Raw genomic sequence first — 15,725 nt, 5'->3', positions numbered from 1 at the left:
TTTCCCGGTGCGGCGGGCCTGCGATGATCGGGGCGGATGCTGTTAACCCGCGTTAACCGGAGGGTGCTGTGAGCGAGGAGCGGTACGGGGAGTTCGTCCTGGTACGGCGGCACGGGGGCGAGGGCGCCGGGCACGTGGCGGAGCTGGCCCTGGACCGGCCCAAGGCCATGAACGCCGTGTCCACCGCGATGGCGCGGTCCATCGCCGAGGCGTGTACGGCGCTGGGGGCCGACCGGGACGTCCGGGTGGTCGTCCTCACCTCGACGCACGAGCGGGCGTTCTGCGTCGGGGCCGACCTGAAGGAACGCAACTCCTTCAGCGACGCGGAGCTGGTGCGGCAGCGGCCGGTGGCGCGGGGCGCCTACACCGGCGTGCTCGACCTGCCGGTGCCCACGGTCGCGGCGGTGCACGGGTTCGCGCTGGGCGGCGGGTTCGAGCTGGCGCTGTCGTGCGACCTGATCGTGGCCGACCGTACGGCGGTGGTGGGGCTCCCCGAGGTCTCCGTCGGGGTGATTCCGGGCGGCGGCGGTACGCAGCTGCTGCCGCGCCGGGTGGGGGCGGCGCGGGCCGCCGAGCTGATCTTCAGCGCGCGGCGGGTGGAGGCCGCCGAGGCGCGTGAGCTGGGGCTCGTGGACGAGCTGGTGGAGGAGGGGCGGGACCGGGAGGCCGCCCTCGCGCTGGCCACCCGGATCGCCGGGAACTCCCCGGTGGGGCTGCGGGCGGCCAAGCGGGCGCTGCGGCTGGGGCACGGGCTGGACCTGCGGGCGGGTCTGGAGGTCGAGGACGCGGCGTGGCGGTCGGTGGCCTTCTCGGGGGACCGGGCGGAGGGCGTGGCGGCGTTCAACGAGAAGCGGAAGCCGCAGTGGCCCGGTGAGTAGACGGGGGTGACGCGCGCCCGTGATCACTCCTCCCGGCCTCTCGATGTCCCCGTTTGAGGAGAACCTCCCTAGCCTGGAGGGATGGCTGACGACAAGCGGCTCCAGGACGTCGTGGCGCTCGCGCAGGGCATGGCCGCCGCCCACACCCCGCGGGAGTCGTGGCGGGCCGCCGCCCTGGGCGCGTGCCGGGCGCTGGACGGGGGCTTCGCCGCGCTGTCGGTGTGGGAGCGGGAGCTGGGGCGGCTGCGGGTGCTGGTGAACGTCGGCGAGCGCGCCCCGGACGAGCTGGAGTTCCCGGACGACGAGGCGTACCCGGTGCACCAGTTCGCCGAGATCACCGAGTTCCTGCACGAGCAGTGGGCCGCGGGCGGGGCGCCCAACGCCTGGGTGGAGACCGCCGAGGGGCCGCGTGAGGGCCTGCGCTCCGGCTACTGCCACCAGCGCGTCGCCGCCCTGCGCCGCCGGGGCCGCGGCTGCTGCGTGGTCGCGCCGGTGGTGCTGCACGGGCGTGCCTGGGGCGAGCTGTACGTGGCCCGGCCGGTCGGCGCGGCCGTCTTCGACCGGGGGGACGCCGACTTCGCGACCGTGCTGGCCGCCGTCGCCGCGGCCGGGCTCGCCCAGACCGAGCGGCTGGAGGAGGCCCGGCGGCTGGCCTTCACCGACGCGCTGACCGGGCTGGCCAACCGGCGGTGCGTGGACATGCGGCTGGACGAGGCGGTCGAGCGCCACCGGGCGGACGGCACGGTCGTCAGCCTCGTCGTCTGCGATCTGAACGGGCTCAAGCGGGTCAACGACACCCACGGGCACGCGGTCGGCGACCGGCTCCTGGAACGGTTCGGGTCGGTGCTGTCGCTGTGCGGCGCCATGCTGCCCGGCGCGCTGGTGGCCCGGCTCGGCGGCGACGAGTTCTGTCTCCTCGCGGTCGGGCCGCCCGCCGGGGACGTGGTGAAGGTGGCCGACGAGCTGTGCCGCCGCGCCGCCGAGCTGGAGCTGGGGGAGGGCGTGGCGTGCGGGGTGGCGTCCACCGAGGAAGCGCTCGGGCCGGTGCGCAGCGCCCGCCGTCTGTTCCGGCTCGCGGACGCCGCCCAGTACCGGGCCAAGGCCGAGCGCTCCGCCCGGCCGGTGGTCGCCGGGCGGGAGGGGCCCGACGACCCCGTCGTACGGCTCGCCGACACCCCGTCCGACGAGGGCACGCCGGAGCGGCGGCGGTTCCGCGGGCGGGGCTGACCGCCGACGCCGGTGTAAGGGGCGGGGGCGCGCCCCACTGGTGACATCCTCAGATTCACTGCGTACGCTCCTGAATATGGATATGCACACTGTGGTGGTGGGGACGTCCGGGACGACGGCGTCCGACGTGCTCGCCGTGGCGCGTGGCGGCGCCCGGGTCGAACTCGCCGAGGAGGCGGTGGCCGCACTGACCGCGGCCCGCGGGATCGTGGACGCGCTGGCGGCCAAGCCCGACCCCGTCTACGGCGTCTCCACCGGCTTCGGCGCCCTCGCGACCCGGCACATCAGCCAGGAACTGCGGGCCCGGCTCCAGCGCAACATCGTCCGCTCGCACGCCGCCGGGATGGGCGCCCCGGTCGAGCGGGAGGTCGTCCGCGCGCTGATGTTCCTGCGGCTGAAGACCGTCTGCTCCGGGCACACCGGCGTACGCCCCGAGGTCGCGCGGACCATGGCCGACGTGCTGAACGCCGGTATCACCCCGGTCGTGCACGAGTACGGCTCCCTCGGCTGCTCCGGCGACCTCGCCCCGCTGTCCCACTGCGCGCTGACGCTGCTGGGGGAGGGGGACGCCGAGGGCCCGGACGGCGTCGTACGGCCCGCCGGTGAGCTGCTCGCCGCGCACGGGATCGACCCGGTCGAGCTGCGCGAGAAGGAAGGGCTGGCGCTGCTCAACGGCACCGACGGGATGCTCGGGATGCTGGTCATGGCCCTCGCCGACCTGGACGCCCTCTACAAGGCCGCCGACGTCACCGCCGCGCTGTCGCTGGAGGCGCTGCTCGGTACCGACAAGGTGCTTGCCCCCGAGCTGCACGCCATCCGCCCGCACCCCGGGCAGGCCGCCAGCGCCGCCAACATGCTCGCCGTACTGGCGGGGTCGGGTCTGACCGGGCACCACCAGGACGACGCGCCCCGCGTCCAGGACGCCTACTCGGTGCGCTGCGCGCCGCAGGTCGCCGGTGCCGGGCGGGACACCCTCGCGCACGCCCGGCTGGTGGCGGAGCGGGAGCTGGCGTCGGCCGTGGACAACCCCGTCGTGCTGCCGGACGGGCGGGTGGAGTCCAACGGGAACTTCCACGGGGCGCCGGTCGCCTACGTGCTGGACTTCCTCGCCATCGCCGTCGCCGACCTGGCGTCCATCGCCGAGCGGCGCACCGACCGGCTGCTGGACAAGAACCGCAGCCACGGGCTGCCGCCGTTCCTCGCCGACGACGCGGGCGTCGACTCCGGGCTGATGATCGCCCAGTACACGCAGGCCGCGCTGGTCAGCGAGTTGAAGCGGCTGGCCGTACCGGCGTCGGCGGACTCGATCCCGTCCTCGGCGATGCAGGAGGACCACGTCTCCATGGGCTGGTCGGCGGCGCGCAAGCTGCGGACGGCCGTGGACAACCTCACCCGGGTCCTCGCCGTCGAGCTGTACGCCGCCGCCCGCGCCGTCGAGCTGCGCCACGGGCTCACCCCGGCACCGGCGACCCGCGCCGTCATCGACGCCGCCCGGGAGGCGGGGGTCGGCGGACCGGGTCCCGACCGGTTCCTGGCCCCCGACCTGGCGGCGGCGGACGCCTTCGTGCGGGGCGGGGGGCTGCTGGCGGCGGTGGAGAAGGTGACCGGACCGCTGCGGTGACGAGGCGGGGAGGGGCCCCGGGCCCCTCCCCGGTCTACTTGAGCTTGGCGGCCTGTGCGTCGATCAGCGCGACGGGTACGTCGGGCTGCTCCTCGGCGGAGACGATCGAGGCGATGTTGAACGTGTAGTACGTGGCGATGGTGGTGCCGTGCCGGACCGCCTGGGCCTTGGTGGTGACGGGTTCCTCTCCGGCCCCGTCCATCTCGGCGGTCAGGGCGAACGCCACCGCCTCGTCACCACTGCCGGAAGCCTGCTGCGACGCCACCTTGCTGATGTTCATGTCCTCGCCCTCCGAGGTGGCCGTGAAGCCGCCCGCGCAGCCCGAGACCGCCTCCGAGAGGGTCCGCATCGCCCGCTCGGCGCCGTCACCGTCGTAGGAGGACAGCGTGACGAGGGTCAGGTTGGTGTCCAGGGGGTTGGTGAACGACTCCTCGTCCAGGTCCTCCAGGGACTGGGAGGCCGCGTCGGTGGGCTTCTTCTCCTCGGTGACCCTGCCGTTGGTCTCGGCCGCCGCGTCACCCGGGGCGAGACCGGCGATGACGTAGGTGAGGGGAAGGCACTTCGCGTCACCCTCGATGTCGCTCTTCGAGCCCGCGGCCAACTCCTCGGCGGGTTCGACCTTGTAGCCCTCGACGTCTCCCGTGGTGAGGATCCGCTTCCCCAGCTCCGCCGCGCTGAGCGCCTTCGCTGCCTGGGTGCCGGAGCCCGATCCGGAGCCGGTGTCCTTCGTGTCGTCCGATCCGCTTCCGGAACAGCCCGTGACAAGGGCGAGCGACAGCACGCTCACGACAGCCGTGGCGCTCAGTCGCACGCCCGATGATCTCTTCACGGACGGACTATGAAGGTGTGGTCAAGAAAGCGTCAAATCGAGCGCACATGCGAGGATTCACAGCCCGAGCCGTTCCCTGCGCACCGAATACACCACGAACCCGGCGCCCAGCGTGAGGCAGAGCGTGCCGCCGACGACGTACGGGGTGCTGTCGAAGCTGCCGGTGTCGGCGAGCCGGGTCCCGGTGTCGCTCCCGGTGGCCGCGGCGGTGGTCACCGAGACCGCCCGGGCCTGCGCCGTCCGCGCCTCCGTGGGCAGGTCTCTGACCGTTGCCTCGTCTCCCGTCGCGTTCGCGGAGGGGACGAACCACAGAGCCCCCAGCAGGGTGCCTGCGGCGGTGGCGGTCAGCAACGAACGGCGAGCGGATGACACGGAATATCGATCCCCTTGTGGCACTGGCGAATTGGCCGTGTGGGGCGATGCTAATGAAAGGCCGGGGCTGCGGGAAAGTCGCGGGAGCCATGGGATGCGTGCCCTGCGGGGCAAATGCCAGTCGATGTCATGGTTTGCCGCGAGATGGCAAGGGGCTCTGTCTCGTCGTCGCGGAGGTCACAGTGAGCACCGCGGACGGATTGTGGCGGGCGACTTGGGGAAATCGTGACCATGGAGGGCAACCGCGGCCGGGCGTTTCGTCGTCTCATGGTGCGCAGTGACCGACCAATCGCGCCAAGCCGTACGGCGGGACGTGGCGTGCCCCACACATCGATCGTAGGTGGAACGGGACGAACCGGTCGTAGCGTTGAAGGTTCTTGACGGGGACTCCGGGGTTTTGGGGATTCGGTAACGATGGAGAAGCGTGTGATGACGAACAGTAGGCGGCGCCGGGGCCTGACGGTCGCGTCCGCCCTGCTCGGCGGTGTGCTGGTGCTCTCGGCCTGCTCCGGCGACGACGGCGACGACGCCTCCGGTGGCGGTGGCGGCAACGAGACCTCGGCCGCCAAGGTCGACGAGGCGGCCGCCGCGAAGACCTCCGAGGCGCAGATCAAGATCACGCCCAAGGACGGTTCGAGCAACGCCTCCATCAACAACGACGCCGCCGTCACCGTGAGCAAGGGCACGCTCACGGAGGTCACCATGGAGACCGCCGAGGGCGCCGCCGTCGAGGGCGAGATATCGGCCGACAAGACGAGCTGGAAGCCCAGCGTCCAGCTGGAGCGCTCCACCACGTACCGGATCTCGGCGTCCGCCGAGGACTCCGAGGGCCGCGCCGCCCACGAGAACGCCTCCTTCACCACGGTCTCCCCGGACAACAGCTTCCTCGGCTACTTCACGCCGGAGGACGGCTCCACGGTCGGCGTCGGTATGCCCGTGTCGATCAACTTCGACAAGGCGATCACCAACAAGACCGACGTCCAGAAGGGCGTCACGGTCACCACCAGCAGCGGCCAGGAGGTCGCCTGCCACTGGTTCAACGCCAACCGCATGGACTGCCGCCCCCAGGACTACTGGCAGGAGGGCGCCACCGTCACCCTGAAGCTGGCCCTCGACGGGGTCGAGGGCGCCGACGGTGTCTTCGGCGTCCAGCAGAAGACGGTCACCTTCAAGATCGGCCGCAACCAGGTCACCTACGTCGACGCCGAGACCAAGCAGATGAAGGTCACCCAGGACGGCAAGGTCGTCAAGACCATCCCGATCTCCGCGGGCACCCCCGAGAACAAGACGTACGAAGGCCAGATGGTGATCTCCGAGAAGTTCGAGGAGACCCGGATGAACGGCGCGACGGTCGGCTTCACCGACGACGACGGCGAGGGCGAGTACGACATCAAGGACGTGCCGCACGCCATGCGCCTGACCACCTCCGGCACCTTCATCCACGGCAACTACTGGGGCTCGCCGTCCGTCTTCGGCAGCGTCAACACCAGCCACGGCTGCGTCGGCCTCCAGGACAAGAAGGGCGCCGACGACCCGAACACGCCGGGTGCCTGGTTCTACAACAACTCGATCGTCGGTGACGTGGTCGTCGTCAAGAACACCGGCGACAAGACCGTCGCCCCCGACAACGGCCTCAACGGCTGGAACATGAGCTGGGACCAGTGGACGGCGGGCTCCGCCGCCTGACGCTCCCGCAGCAGCACCTCGAATGCCGCCCTCCGGGGCGGCATTCGCCTTTTCCGGCGGACCCCTGGCGAAGCCCCGGGCCTTCTCATCCTTCTCTTATCCGGGGCTTATCCCTTCATCACGCCGCGCGCCTAGCTTGCGGCGCATGTTCTTCACCTACCTGAGGCGCGAGCTGCGCCGCCGCAGAAAGGCGGCCCTCGTCGTCGCCTCCGGCCTCGCGCTGGGCATCGCGCTGGTCATCGTCGTCAACTCCGTCTCCTCCGGCATGGGCAGGGCCCAGGACAAGGTCCTCGAATCGCTCTACGGCCTGGGCACCGACATGACCGTCACCAAGGCGGCGACCGCGCCCGCCGACGGAGAGAACGAGCGGCCCCGGTTCCGGTTCGACGCCCAGGACGACGGGTCGGACGAGGAGCAGAGCACCGACCGGGTCATGGTGCAGGGCTTCCAGACGCTGTCGTCCTCGACGGTGGCCAAGGTCGCCGAGCAGGACGGCGTCTCCGACGCGGTCGGCGGGCTGAGCCTCCAGGTCATCAAGGTCAGCGGCCAGTTCACCCGCGGCCAGTTCCAGCAGGACGGCTCCGGCAGCGCGCAGCAGGGCGGGCGCGGCGGCGAGCAGCCCGGCGGTGAGGTGCGGGGCGGCGGCGCCGACTTCGACGTCAACAACTACTCGGTCTACGGCACCGACGTCACCGAGCCCGCCCTCGGCCCGCTGACCTCCTCCAAGATCACCAGCGGCCGTACCTTCAAGAGCTCCGAGACCGACGCCGAGGTCGCCGTCGTCGACTCGGCGTACGCCAAGGAGAAGGACCTCAAGGTCGGTTCCACCGTCAAGATCAAGACCGTGGAGTTCGAGGTCGTCGGCATCGCGACCGCCGACAGCGGTGACGCGGCGGCCAACCTCTACGTCCCGCTGAAGCGGGCGCAGAGCCTCAGCGACTCGAAGGACGAGGTCACCACGGTCTACGTCCAGGCGACCGACTCCCAGCGGATCGACAGCGTCAAGTCGGCGATCCAGGAGAACATCTCCGGTACGACGGTGACGACCTCCGCCGACCTCGCCGACACCGTCTCCGGTTCGCTGTCGACGGCGTCCTCGCTGGCCACCAGCGTCGGCAGGTGGCTGTCCGTGGTGGTGCTGATCGCCGCGTTCCTGGTCGCCGGGCTGCTCACCTCCTCGGCGGTGTCGCGCCGGGTACGGGAGTTCGGCACGCTGAAGGCGCTGGGCTGGCGGTCGGGCCGGGTCACCCGGCAGGTCGTCGGGGAGGCCGTCGTCAACGGACTGGTCGGCGGGGTCCTCGGCATCGCCCTCGGACTCGCCGGCGCCTACGCGGTGACGGCGGTGAGCCCCACCCTCCAGGCCGAGCTGGGCGGTGGCGGTGGCGGCGGTACCGGCGGCCCCGGGGGCATGGGCGGCGGGCCGATGCGGCAGACCGCGTCCCGCACCCTCGAGGTCGCGCTGACGGCGCCGGTCAGTGTGACGACCATCGGGCTCGCGGTCGGTCTCGCGGTGGCCGGTGGGCTCATCGCGGGAGGCTTCGGCGGCTGGCGGGCCTCCCGGCTGCGGCCCGCGGACGCGCTGCGACGGGTGGAATAGCGAACCGGTTGGGTCAGTTCCCGCCGTTCTCGAAACCTTTCCCGGCGTTGCCGCCGTTCTCGCCGTTCCCCCTTTTCCTCTCCCAGGAGTTGTTGTCCCGATGTACGAACTCAAGTCCGTGACCAAGCGGTATACGCGAGGTAAGGAAACCGTCCACGCCCTGGACGGCATAGACCTGACCATCCCCGACGGCGACCGGCTGGTCATTCAGGGGCCCACCGGCGGTGGAAAGTCCACGCTGCTCCAGATGCTCGGCGGTCTCGACCGCCCCACCGCGGGCGATGTGCTGCTGGACGGAACCGACCTCGGCAAACTGCCCGAGGCACGGCTCACCCGGGTGCGCAGCGAGAGCATCGGGTTCGTTTTCCAGAGCTTCAACCTCATCCCCACGCTGACCGCGCAGGAGAACGTGGAGACGGCCCTCGTACCCCTCGGGACCAGGGCGAGGGACCGCAGGGAGCGGGCCGCGGAGGCGCTGCGGTCGGTCGGGCTCGGAGAGCGGCTGGGGCACCTGCCGGGGGAGATGTCCGGAGGCCAGCAGCAGCGGGTGGCCATCGCGCGGGCGCTGGTCAAGCGGCCGAAGGTGCTGTTGGCGGACGAACCCACGGGCAACCTCGACGAGTCGATGCGCGACGAGATCATGGACGTACTGGAGTCCATGTGGAAGGAGCACGGGCTGACGTTCGTGATGGTCACTCATGACTCCGCGATCGCGCGGAAGGCGCCGCGGCTGGCCACCATCAAGAAGGGCAGGATCTCCGTCCGGGAGAACGTGTGAGGGCGGCGCCCCGTTGTGGCCGACGATTGTATTGAGATGAGTGATCACCCCCCGGCACACTGCGTATTCCGGGGGGCGTTCGCTTAGGCGTGCGATAACTCCCCCGGCCGGGTGAACGGGGAATTCACCTGGTACCTCATCTCCCAGGGGGAGTTTTGCGCACACGAGTAAGGAGAGTCGGCGCTGCCGCCGTAGCCACGGCAGCCGCCGTCGCCCTCGCCGCGGGCCTGACCAGCCCGGCGTCGGCGAAGCCCACCGACCGGGCGGAGCAGCGCGTGACCGGCGCTGCCGACGCCGCGGCGGACACCGCCAACCAGCGCGTCACGCTGATCACCGGTGACCAGGTGACCGTGGACGCCAGGGGGCGCGTCGTCGGCCTGCACCGGGCCGAGGGGCGCGAGCACATACCCGTACAGATCCGCAGGATCGAGGGGCGCACGCTGGTCATACCCGCCGACGCGGCCCACATGGCCGCCACCGGCAAGCTCGACCAGCGGCTGTTCGACGTCACCGAACTGAGCAGGTCCCAGGCCCGCAACAGCGGGAAGGACGCCCTGAAGGTCATCGTCGGCTACCGCGGCTCCGCCGCCGCGGCCAAGGCGGACGTCCGGGACGCGGGCACCCTGCGCCGCACCCTGAGGACCCTGAACGCCGACGCGGTGCGGACCCCGGAGCGGGACACGCCGCGGCTGTGGGACGCGCTCACCAACGGGCAGCGCACCGCCTCCGGCATCGCGCACGTCTGGCTGGACGGCGTCCGCCAGGTCACCCTCGACAAGTCGGTGCCGCAGATCGGCGCCCCCAAGGCGTGGGCGGCCGGTTACGACGGCGAGGGCGTCAAGATCGCCGTCCTGGACACCGGCGTCGACACCACCCACCAGGACCTGAGGTCGCAGGTCAGCGTCTCCAAGAACTTCTCCACCGCCGCCGACGCCGTCGACAGGTTCGGGCACGGCACGCATGTCGCGTCCATCGCGGCCGGTACCGGGGCGAAGTCCGGCGGCACGTTCAAGGGCGTGGCCCCCGGGGCGACGATCCTCAACGGCAAGGTCCTCGACGACAACGGCTTCGGGGACGACTCCGGCATCCTCGCCGGGATGGAGTGGGCGGCCCAGCAGGGCGCCGACGTCGTCAACATGAGCCTCGGCGGCTTCGACACCCCGGAGATCGACCCGCTGGAGGCGGCGGTCAACAAGCTGTCCGCCGAGACCGGTGTGCTGTTCGCGATCGCCGCGGGCAACTCCGGCCCCGAGTCGGTCGGTTCGCCGGGCTCCGCGGACGCCGCGCTCACCGTCGGCGCCGTCGACGACAGGGACAGGCTGGCCGACTTCTCCAGCACCGGCCCGCGTGCCGGGGACGGCGCCATCAAGCCGGACGTCACCGCGCCCGGCGTCGACATCACCGCCGCGGCGGCCAAGGGCAGCGTCATCGCCCAGGAGGTGGGCGAGTCGCCCGCCGGGTACCTGACCATCTCCGGTACGTCGATGGCGACCCCGCATGTCGCGGGCGCCGCCGCGCTGCTCAAGCAGCAGCACCCGGACTGGACGTACACCGAACTCAAGGGTGCGCTGACCGCCTCCACCAAGGGCGGCACGTACACGCCGTTCGAGCAGGGCTCGGGCCGCATCCAGGTCGACAAGGCGATCAGGCAGACGGTGATCGCCGACCCGGTGTCGGTGAGCTTCGGGACGCAGCAGTGGCCGCACACCGACGACACGCCGGTCGACAAGGAGCTGACGTACCGCAACCTGGGCACCGCCGACGTGACGCTGGACCTCGCGGTCAGCGCCACCGACCCCAAGGGCGCGGCGGCCCCGGCGGGCTTCTTCACGCTCGGCGCCACCAAGGTGACCGTCCCCGCGGGCGGCACGGCCTCCGTGACCATGACCGCCGACACCCGGCTGGGCGGCACCCTCGACGGCACCTACTCGGCGTACGTGACGGCGAAGGGCGGCGGCCAGACCGTCCGCACGGCCGCCGCGGTCAACCGTGAGGTGGAGTCGTACGACGTCAAGGTGGAGCACATCGGCCGGGACGGCCAGGCCACCGACCAGTACGACACCGTGCTGTTCGGCTACTCCGGGCTCGGCTCCGGCCGCGCCTACCCCGTGCCGCGGGTGGCGTCGGGCGTGACGACGCTGCGGGTGGCCAAGGGCACCTACCTGCTGGACGCCTGGATCGTGAAGGACTTCGACACCTTCGAGGGCGGCCTCGACTGGCTGGTCCAGCCGAAGCTGAGCGTCACCGGGAACACCTCGTTGACCCTGGACGCCCGCAAGACGAAGGCGGCGGACATCCGGGTGCCGGACGCCTCCGCCAAGCCGAAGTTCGCGTCGATCGACTACTTCCTCAACGAGGCGGTCGGCATCGGCTTCGGCGCCACCTCCTTCGCCGACCTGCGCATGGCCCACCTGGGCCCGGAGATCCCCAGAGGCCTGAGCCAGACCTGGTTCGGCCAGTTCACCAAGGGCTCCGGCAGCGAGTACGACGTGGTCACGACCGCCGAGGTGAGGAAGATCCAGGGTGACAAGGTCCGGCACTTCAAGAAGAGCGAACTCGCCACGGTGAAGGCGGGCGTCGGCTCCTCCGCGCCCGGCAAGACCGGCTCGCTCGCCCCGTGGGGCCTGCTCCCCGAGAACGTCGTCTTCGCCACCGAGACCGAGCGCAAGCTGCCCACCAAGCGCACGCTGTACCTGTCGACGGTGGACGACATCCGCTGGTCGTACGACTTCTTCCAGTACGGCCCGGTGGACGCGGACGGCTTCCCGGTCGCGGAGGCGTACTACTCGGGCGGCGACCCGAAGAAGTACCGCGGCGGCAAGAGCTACACCGCCACCGTCAACCGCGCGGTCTTCGGCCCGTTCCTGAGCGCGGACCACGGCCTGTTCCGCGAGGGCGACGAGATCTACGGCCTCGTCCCGCTCTTCGCGGACAGCGCCCGGCACGACGGCTCGTCCCTGGTCAGCTCGGCGACCACGACCCTGTACCGCAACGGCACCAAGGTCGGAAGCAACCACGACCCGCTGGAGGCCGGGGAGCGGTTCAAGGTCCCGTCCGGTGCCGCCGAGTACCAGCTGACGACCTCGGTCAGGCGGAGCGGCAAGGTGTCCGCGACGTCCACCCGGATCGACGCGAAGTTCACCTTCCGCTCCAAGAAGTCCGACGCCGAGATCGTCCGGCTCCCGGCGTCCACGGTCCGCTTCGGCGCCCACACCACCCTCGACGGCAAGGTGACGGCCCGTCGCACGGCCACCGTCCCGGTCACCGTCGAGGGCGCGGCCAAGGGCTCCCACCTGAAGTCGCTGCGCGTGTACGTGTCGTACGACCACGGCCAGAGCTGGAAGAAGCTCACCGTCAAGAACGGCAAGGTCAAGGTCAGGAACCCGGCCAAGGGCAAGTCGATCTCGTACCACGCGAAGATCACCGACAAGAAGGGCAACAAGTCGACGATCTCGATCTACAACGCGTACTACGGCAAGTGAGCGGACCGCCGTAGCGCCGAACCGAACGGTCCCCCGGAGGCGCCGCTTCCGGGGAACCGTTCCCTTCTTCCAGGGCCTCTCAGGTCGCTGGGGACGACGGCGTACCCGCGCGGGTGGCGTCCGTGCCCCAGCTGGCCAGCAGCCGCAGGGACTCGGCGGACGGTGAGCCCGGCTCGGGGTGGTAGGTGACCAGGGACAGCTCGGCGTCGTCGACCAGCCGGAAGTTCTCGAAGGACAGCGCCAGTTCACCGACCAGCGGATGGTGCATCAGCTTGACGCCGTACGTCTTCTCCTTGACGTCGTGCGTGGCCCACAGCCGCCGGAACTCCTCGCTCTTCACCGACAGCTCGCCGACCAGCGCGGAGAGCCGGGGGTCGTCCGGGTGGCAGCCCGCGTCCATCCGCAGGTAGCTGACGATGTCGGCGGCCTTCTGCTCCCACGCCACGAACAGGTCCCGGTAGTCGGGCCGCAGGAACACCAGCCGCGCCCAGTTCCGCTCCGCCGCGGGCAGCTCCGCCCAGTCCCCGAAGACGGCCGCCGCCATCCGGTTCCAGGCGAGGATGTCGGTGCGCCGGCCGACGATGTACGCCGGGACGGTGTCGATGGTGTCCAGCAGCTGCCGCAGCGCCCCGCGCACGTGCTGGGTGCGCGCCGCCGTCCTCCTGCGCTGCCGCGTGGGCCGGGCGAGGTGGGTGAGGTGCGCGTGCTCGGCGCTCGTCAGCCGCAGCGCGCGGGCGATGGAGTCCAGCACCTCGGCCGACACGTTCCGTCCGTTGCCCTGTTCGAGGCGGGTGTAGTACGCCACCGACACCCCGGCCAGCTGGGCCAGCTCCTCCCGGCGCAGCCCCGGCACCCGGCGGTGCCGCCCGAAGTCCGGCAGCCCGACGTCCTCCGGCTTCAGCCGGGCACGCCGGGTGCGCAGGAACTCGCTCAGCTCGGCACGCCGGTCGAGGGCGCCGCCGGTGGTCGGCGCGGGCCGCGGGTCTCGGGGCCGCGGGTCCGTGGGCTGGTCCATACCCCCAGTATCACCGTGCCGGTCTGGTCGTACGACGAGGAGCCTGACCCTGCCAGTGGTAGGCACAGCGGACGTACGCAAAACGGTGACCTGGGTGAACGTCGGCGGCGGGGGCAGGCTGGTCACCGTAAGAGACCTTCCGAACGTCGTAGCACCGCTAGGAGACGACCGGCATGACCACCACTGTCGCCGCATACGCCGCCCCCGCCGCCAAGGCCCCGCTGGAGCGCACCACGATCGAGCGTCGGGCGGTGCGCGAGCACGACGTCCTGATCGACGTGAAGTACGCCGGGATCTGCCACTCCGACATCCACCAGGTCCGGGAGGGCTGGGGCGAGGCGATCTTCCCGATGGTCCCCGGCCACGAGATCGCGGGCGTGGTCTCCGAGGTCGGGCCCGGGGTCACCCGCTTCGCCGTGGGCGACACCGTGGGCGTCGGCTGCATGGTCGACTCCTGCCGGGAGTGCGACAACTGCCGCGCCGGTCTGGAGCAGTACTGCACCAACGGCAACGTGATGACGTACAACGGCATAGGCAGGGACGGGGAGCCCACGTACGGCGGCTACTCCGAGAAGATCGTCGTGGACGAGGGCTTCGTCGTCCGGATCCCCGAGGGCCTGGCCCTCGACGAGGCCGCGCCGCTGCTGTGCGCGGGCATCACCACGTACTCCCCGCTGCGCCACTGGCAGGCGGGCCCCGGCAAGAAGGTCGCCGTCGTCGGCATGGGCGGCCTCGGGCACATGGCCGTGAAGCTGGCGCACGCGCTGGGCGCCGAGGTGACGGTGCTGTCGCAGTCGCTGCGCAAGCAGGAGGACGGCCTGCGGCTGGGCGCCGACCACTACTACGCGACCAGCGACGAGACGACGTTCCGGAAGCTGGCGGGCACCTTCGACCTGATCATCTCGACGGTCTCGGCCCCGCTGGACTTCGGCGCCTACCTCTCCCTCCTGAAGACGGACGGCGCGCTCGTCAACGTGGGCGCTCCCGAGGAGCCGGTCTCCCTCAACCTCTTCTCGGTCATCGGCGGGCGCAAGACGCTGGCGGGTTCCAGCATCGGCGGCATCCGCGAGACCCAGGAGATGCTGGACTTCTGCGCGGCGCACGGGATCGGCGCGGAGATCGAGGTGATCCGCGCGGACCAGGTGAACGAGGCGTACGAGCGGGTGCTGGCGAGCGACGTGCGCTACCGCTTCGTGATCGACGCGGCGACGATCTGAGGCCGAGGCTCCTTCTCTCCTGCGGGCCGTGCCGGTGGTGCCGCTGGCGGCCTCGGTGTCCGCGCGGGCGGTGATGGTGCCGCTGCTGGCGATCGACATGCGCGGACTGGACGTCCTGAGGAACGGCCGAGCGAAGGCGGTCCGCTTCACGACGCTGGCGGCGCTGTGCGAGGCGTTGGAGTGCCAGCCGGGGGATCTGTTGCGGTGGGAGGCGGAGGGGGAGGAGTCGTCACAGGCCGGCGGAGTTGGTGGGCAGCCGGTCGGCGTACCCGGCGCGGCCGCGTACTCCTCCTCGGACTCGGGGTACCGCTTCGATCCGGGGAGGGCGTGGTAACGCACCGGTCGGTGCAGAGGCTCCGGAAGGTGTGGGCGACCGGGGGGCCGAGGGGGCGCCGCTCCCGCCATCGCGCGGCGAGGGACGTGGGCGTCATGCCGGTTCCGGGTACGGGTGCTCCTTCGGCAGGAGCCGGGTGGCGGAGTCGAGGGCGCCGTCGCGTACCAGGGCGTGGATGCGGTGGGCCAGTGGGGTCACGTCCTCGATGGAGACCGTCCATTCGTCCGCGTACCGGCGTGCGGCCTCACCGGAGAGGCCGAGCTGGAGCGAGCGGAACGGCAACGGCCGGAGGTGGAGGTCCCGCTCGGGGTCCCACTGGACGCGGGCCGGTGATCGCCTCAACTGCCGCTGCCAGGTGGCGCGGTCGGGGTGCACCCCGGGTGCGTAGCTCGACCGGCAGGCATGGCGCAGCGCCCACTCGAAACCGTCCCGGTGGATTCCACCGCCAGTACCGTCTCCTGGTCCGGCTTGGTGGCCCACCCGCAGCGGTACATCATCCACAGGAACGACGGCTTGACCCACGTCATCCGGTCCCGCTTCCACGCGGCGGGGAACCGTCCCTCCCGTGCGGCGGCCTGTCCTATCTCCGGCGCGTACGCCTGGTAGACCGTGATCGTGTCCGCCGTGTACGCGGCACGGATCCTCCGTTGCGGCTCTTGTGTGACGTGCATGGGGACAGGGTGGGGCAG

At 71.4% G+C, this 15,725-nt stretch carries 12 protein-coding genes and 1 pseudogene; 9 read left to right on the top strand and 4 right to left on the bottom strand.

The window, feature by feature from the left end:
- Window positions 1-68: 68 nt before the first annotated feature.
- From ABZ659_RS13850 to hutH, 3 genes are all read left to right on the top strand, one after another.
- Window positions 69-878, top strand: a complete 810-nt coding sequence (locus ABZ659_RS13850; protein ID WP_360217946.1) for an enoyl-CoA hydratase-related protein — start codon at window positions 69-71, stop codon at window positions 876-878.
- A gap of 81 nt (window positions 879-959) precedes the next feature.
- Window positions 960-2,105 (top strand): GGDEF domain-containing protein, encoded by a 1,146-nt coding sequence (locus tag ABZ659_RS13845; protein WP_360217942.1) that lies wholly within the window; start codon window positions 960-962, stop codon window positions 2,103-2,105.
- A gap of 82 nt (window positions 2,106-2,187) precedes the next feature.
- On the top strand, window positions 2,188-3,726 hold the full coding sequence (gene hutH, locus ABZ659_RS13840) for a histidine ammonia-lyase (protein ID WP_360218010.1): 1,539 nt from the start codon (window positions 2,188-2,190) through the stop codon (window positions 3,724-3,726).
- Window positions 3,727-3,760: 34 nt separating this feature from the next.
- On the opposite strand, the gene ABZ659_RS13835 is transcribed toward hutH, so the two are convergent.
- A complete protein-coding gene (locus ABZ659_RS13835; protein ID WP_360217939.1) occupies window positions 3,761-4,555 on the bottom strand; it encodes a hypothetical protein in 795 nt (264 codons plus the stop codon).
- A gap of 57 nt (window positions 4,556-4,612) precedes the next feature.
- A complete protein-coding gene (locus tag ABZ659_RS13830; protein ID WP_360217936.1) occupies window positions 4,613-4,927 on the bottom strand; it encodes a hypothetical protein in 315 nt (104 codons plus the stop codon).
- 429 nt (window positions 4,928-5,356) lie between these two features.
- On the opposite strand from ABZ659_RS13830, the gene ABZ659_RS13825 reads away from it, so the two are divergent.
- The 4 genes from ABZ659_RS13825 to ABZ659_RS13810 all read left to right on the top strand — a co-directional run bounded on the left by ABZ659_RS13825 (window position 5,357) and on the right by ABZ659_RS13810 (window position 12,470).
- Window positions 5,357-6,613 (top strand): Ig-like domain-containing protein, encoded by a 1,257-nt coding sequence (locus tag ABZ659_RS13825; protein WP_360217933.1) that lies wholly within the window; start codon window positions 5,357-5,359, stop codon window positions 6,611-6,613.
- Between the two features lie 145 nt (window positions 6,614-6,758).
- Window positions 6,759-8,210: an ABC transporter permease gene (locus ABZ659_RS13820; RefSeq protein WP_360217930.1), complete on the top strand. Its 1,452-nt coding sequence runs from the start codon at window positions 6,759-6,761 to the stop codon at window positions 8,208-8,210.
- 100 nt (window positions 8,211-8,310) lie between these two features.
- The gene (locus ABZ659_RS13815) at window positions 8,311-8,988 is read left to right on the top strand and encodes an ABC transporter ATP-binding protein (protein WP_360217927.1); all 678 of its coding nucleotides are present in this window, start codon (window positions 8,311-8,313) and stop codon (window positions 8,986-8,988) included.
- Between the two features lie 155 nt (window positions 8,989-9,143).
- Complete coding sequence (locus ABZ659_RS13810) at window positions 9,144-12,470, top strand: S8 family serine peptidase (RefSeq protein ID WP_360217924.1); 3,327 nt, start codon at window positions 9,144-9,146, stop codon at window positions 12,468-12,470.
- Between the two features lie 79 nt (window positions 12,471-12,549).
- Here ABZ659_RS13810 and ABZ659_RS13805 read toward each other — a convergent pair whose 3' ends face one another.
- The gene (locus ABZ659_RS13805) at window positions 12,550-13,485 is read right to left on the bottom strand and encodes a helix-turn-helix transcriptional regulator (RefSeq protein ID WP_360217921.1); all 936 of its coding nucleotides are present in this window, start codon (window positions 13,483-13,485) and stop codon (window positions 12,550-12,552) included.
- Window positions 13,486-13,658: 173 nt separating this feature from the next.
- Between ABZ659_RS13805 and ABZ659_RS13800 the strand changes: the two genes are divergently transcribed.
- Together ABZ659_RS13800 and ABZ659_RS13795 are read left to right on the top strand one after the other, a co-directional pair.
- Window positions 13,659-14,702: an NAD(P)-dependent alcohol dehydrogenase gene (locus tag ABZ659_RS13800; protein WP_360217918.1), complete on the top strand. Its 1,044-nt coding sequence runs from the start codon at window positions 13,659-13,661 to the stop codon at window positions 14,700-14,702.
- A 73-nt stretch (window positions 14,703-14,775) separates the two neighbouring features.
- The gene (locus ABZ659_RS13795; RefSeq protein ID WP_360218007.1) at window positions 14,776-15,036 is read left to right on the top strand and encodes a helix-turn-helix domain-containing protein; all 261 of its coding nucleotides are present in this window, start codon (window positions 14,776-14,778) and stop codon (window positions 15,034-15,036) included.
- 93 nt (window positions 15,037-15,129) lie between these two features.
- On the opposite strand, the pseudogene ABZ659_RS13790 reads toward ABZ659_RS13795, so the two are convergent.
- Window positions 15,130-15,707 (bottom strand): annotated as a pseudogene (locus ABZ659_RS13790) (DUF4291 domain-containing protein).
- Window positions 15,708-15,725: the final 18 nt, after the last annotated feature.

It is taken from the genome of Streptomyces sp. NPDC006997, from assembly GCF_040635175.1.
Lineage (GTDB): Bacteria > Actinomycetota > Actinomycetes > Streptomycetales > Streptomycetaceae > Streptomyces.
Note: the sequence above shows the minus strand (reverse complement) of the source record. Positions and strands in the feature narration are given on the sequence as shown.

Bases quoted from the DNA above. Each gene is read 5' to 3' on its own strand.
- hutH (WP_360218010.1), top strand. From the start codon at position 2,188: ATGCACACTGTGGTGGTGGGGACGTCCGGGACGACGGCGTCCGACGTG.
- ABZ659_RS13815 (WP_360217927.1), top strand. From the start codon at position 8,311: ATGTACGAACTCAAGTCCGTGACCAAGCGGTATACGCGAGGTAAGGAA.
- ABZ659_RS13820 (WP_360217930.1), top strand. From the start codon at position 6,759: ATGTTCTTCACCTACCTGAGGCGCGAGCTGCGCCGCCGCAGAAAGGCG.
- ABZ659_RS13805 (WP_360217921.1), bottom strand. From the start codon at position 13,485: ATGGACCAGCCCACGGACCCGCGGCCCCGAGACCCGCGGCCCGCGCCG.
- ABZ659_RS13800 (WP_360217918.1), top strand. From the start codon at position 13,659: ATGACCACCACTGTCGCCGCATACGCCGCCCCCGCCGCCAAGGCCCCG.
- ABZ659_RS13825 (WP_360217933.1), top strand. From the start codon at position 5,357: ATGACGAACAGTAGGCGGCGCCGGGGCCTGACGGTCGCGTCCGCCCTG.
- ABZ659_RS13795 (WP_360218007.1), top strand. From the start codon at position 14,776: ATGGTGCCGCTGCTGGCGATCGACATGCGCGGACTGGACGTCCTGAGG.
- ABZ659_RS13845 (WP_360217942.1), top strand. From the start codon at position 960: ATGGCTGACGACAAGCGGCTCCAGGACGTCGTGGCGCTCGCGCAGGGC.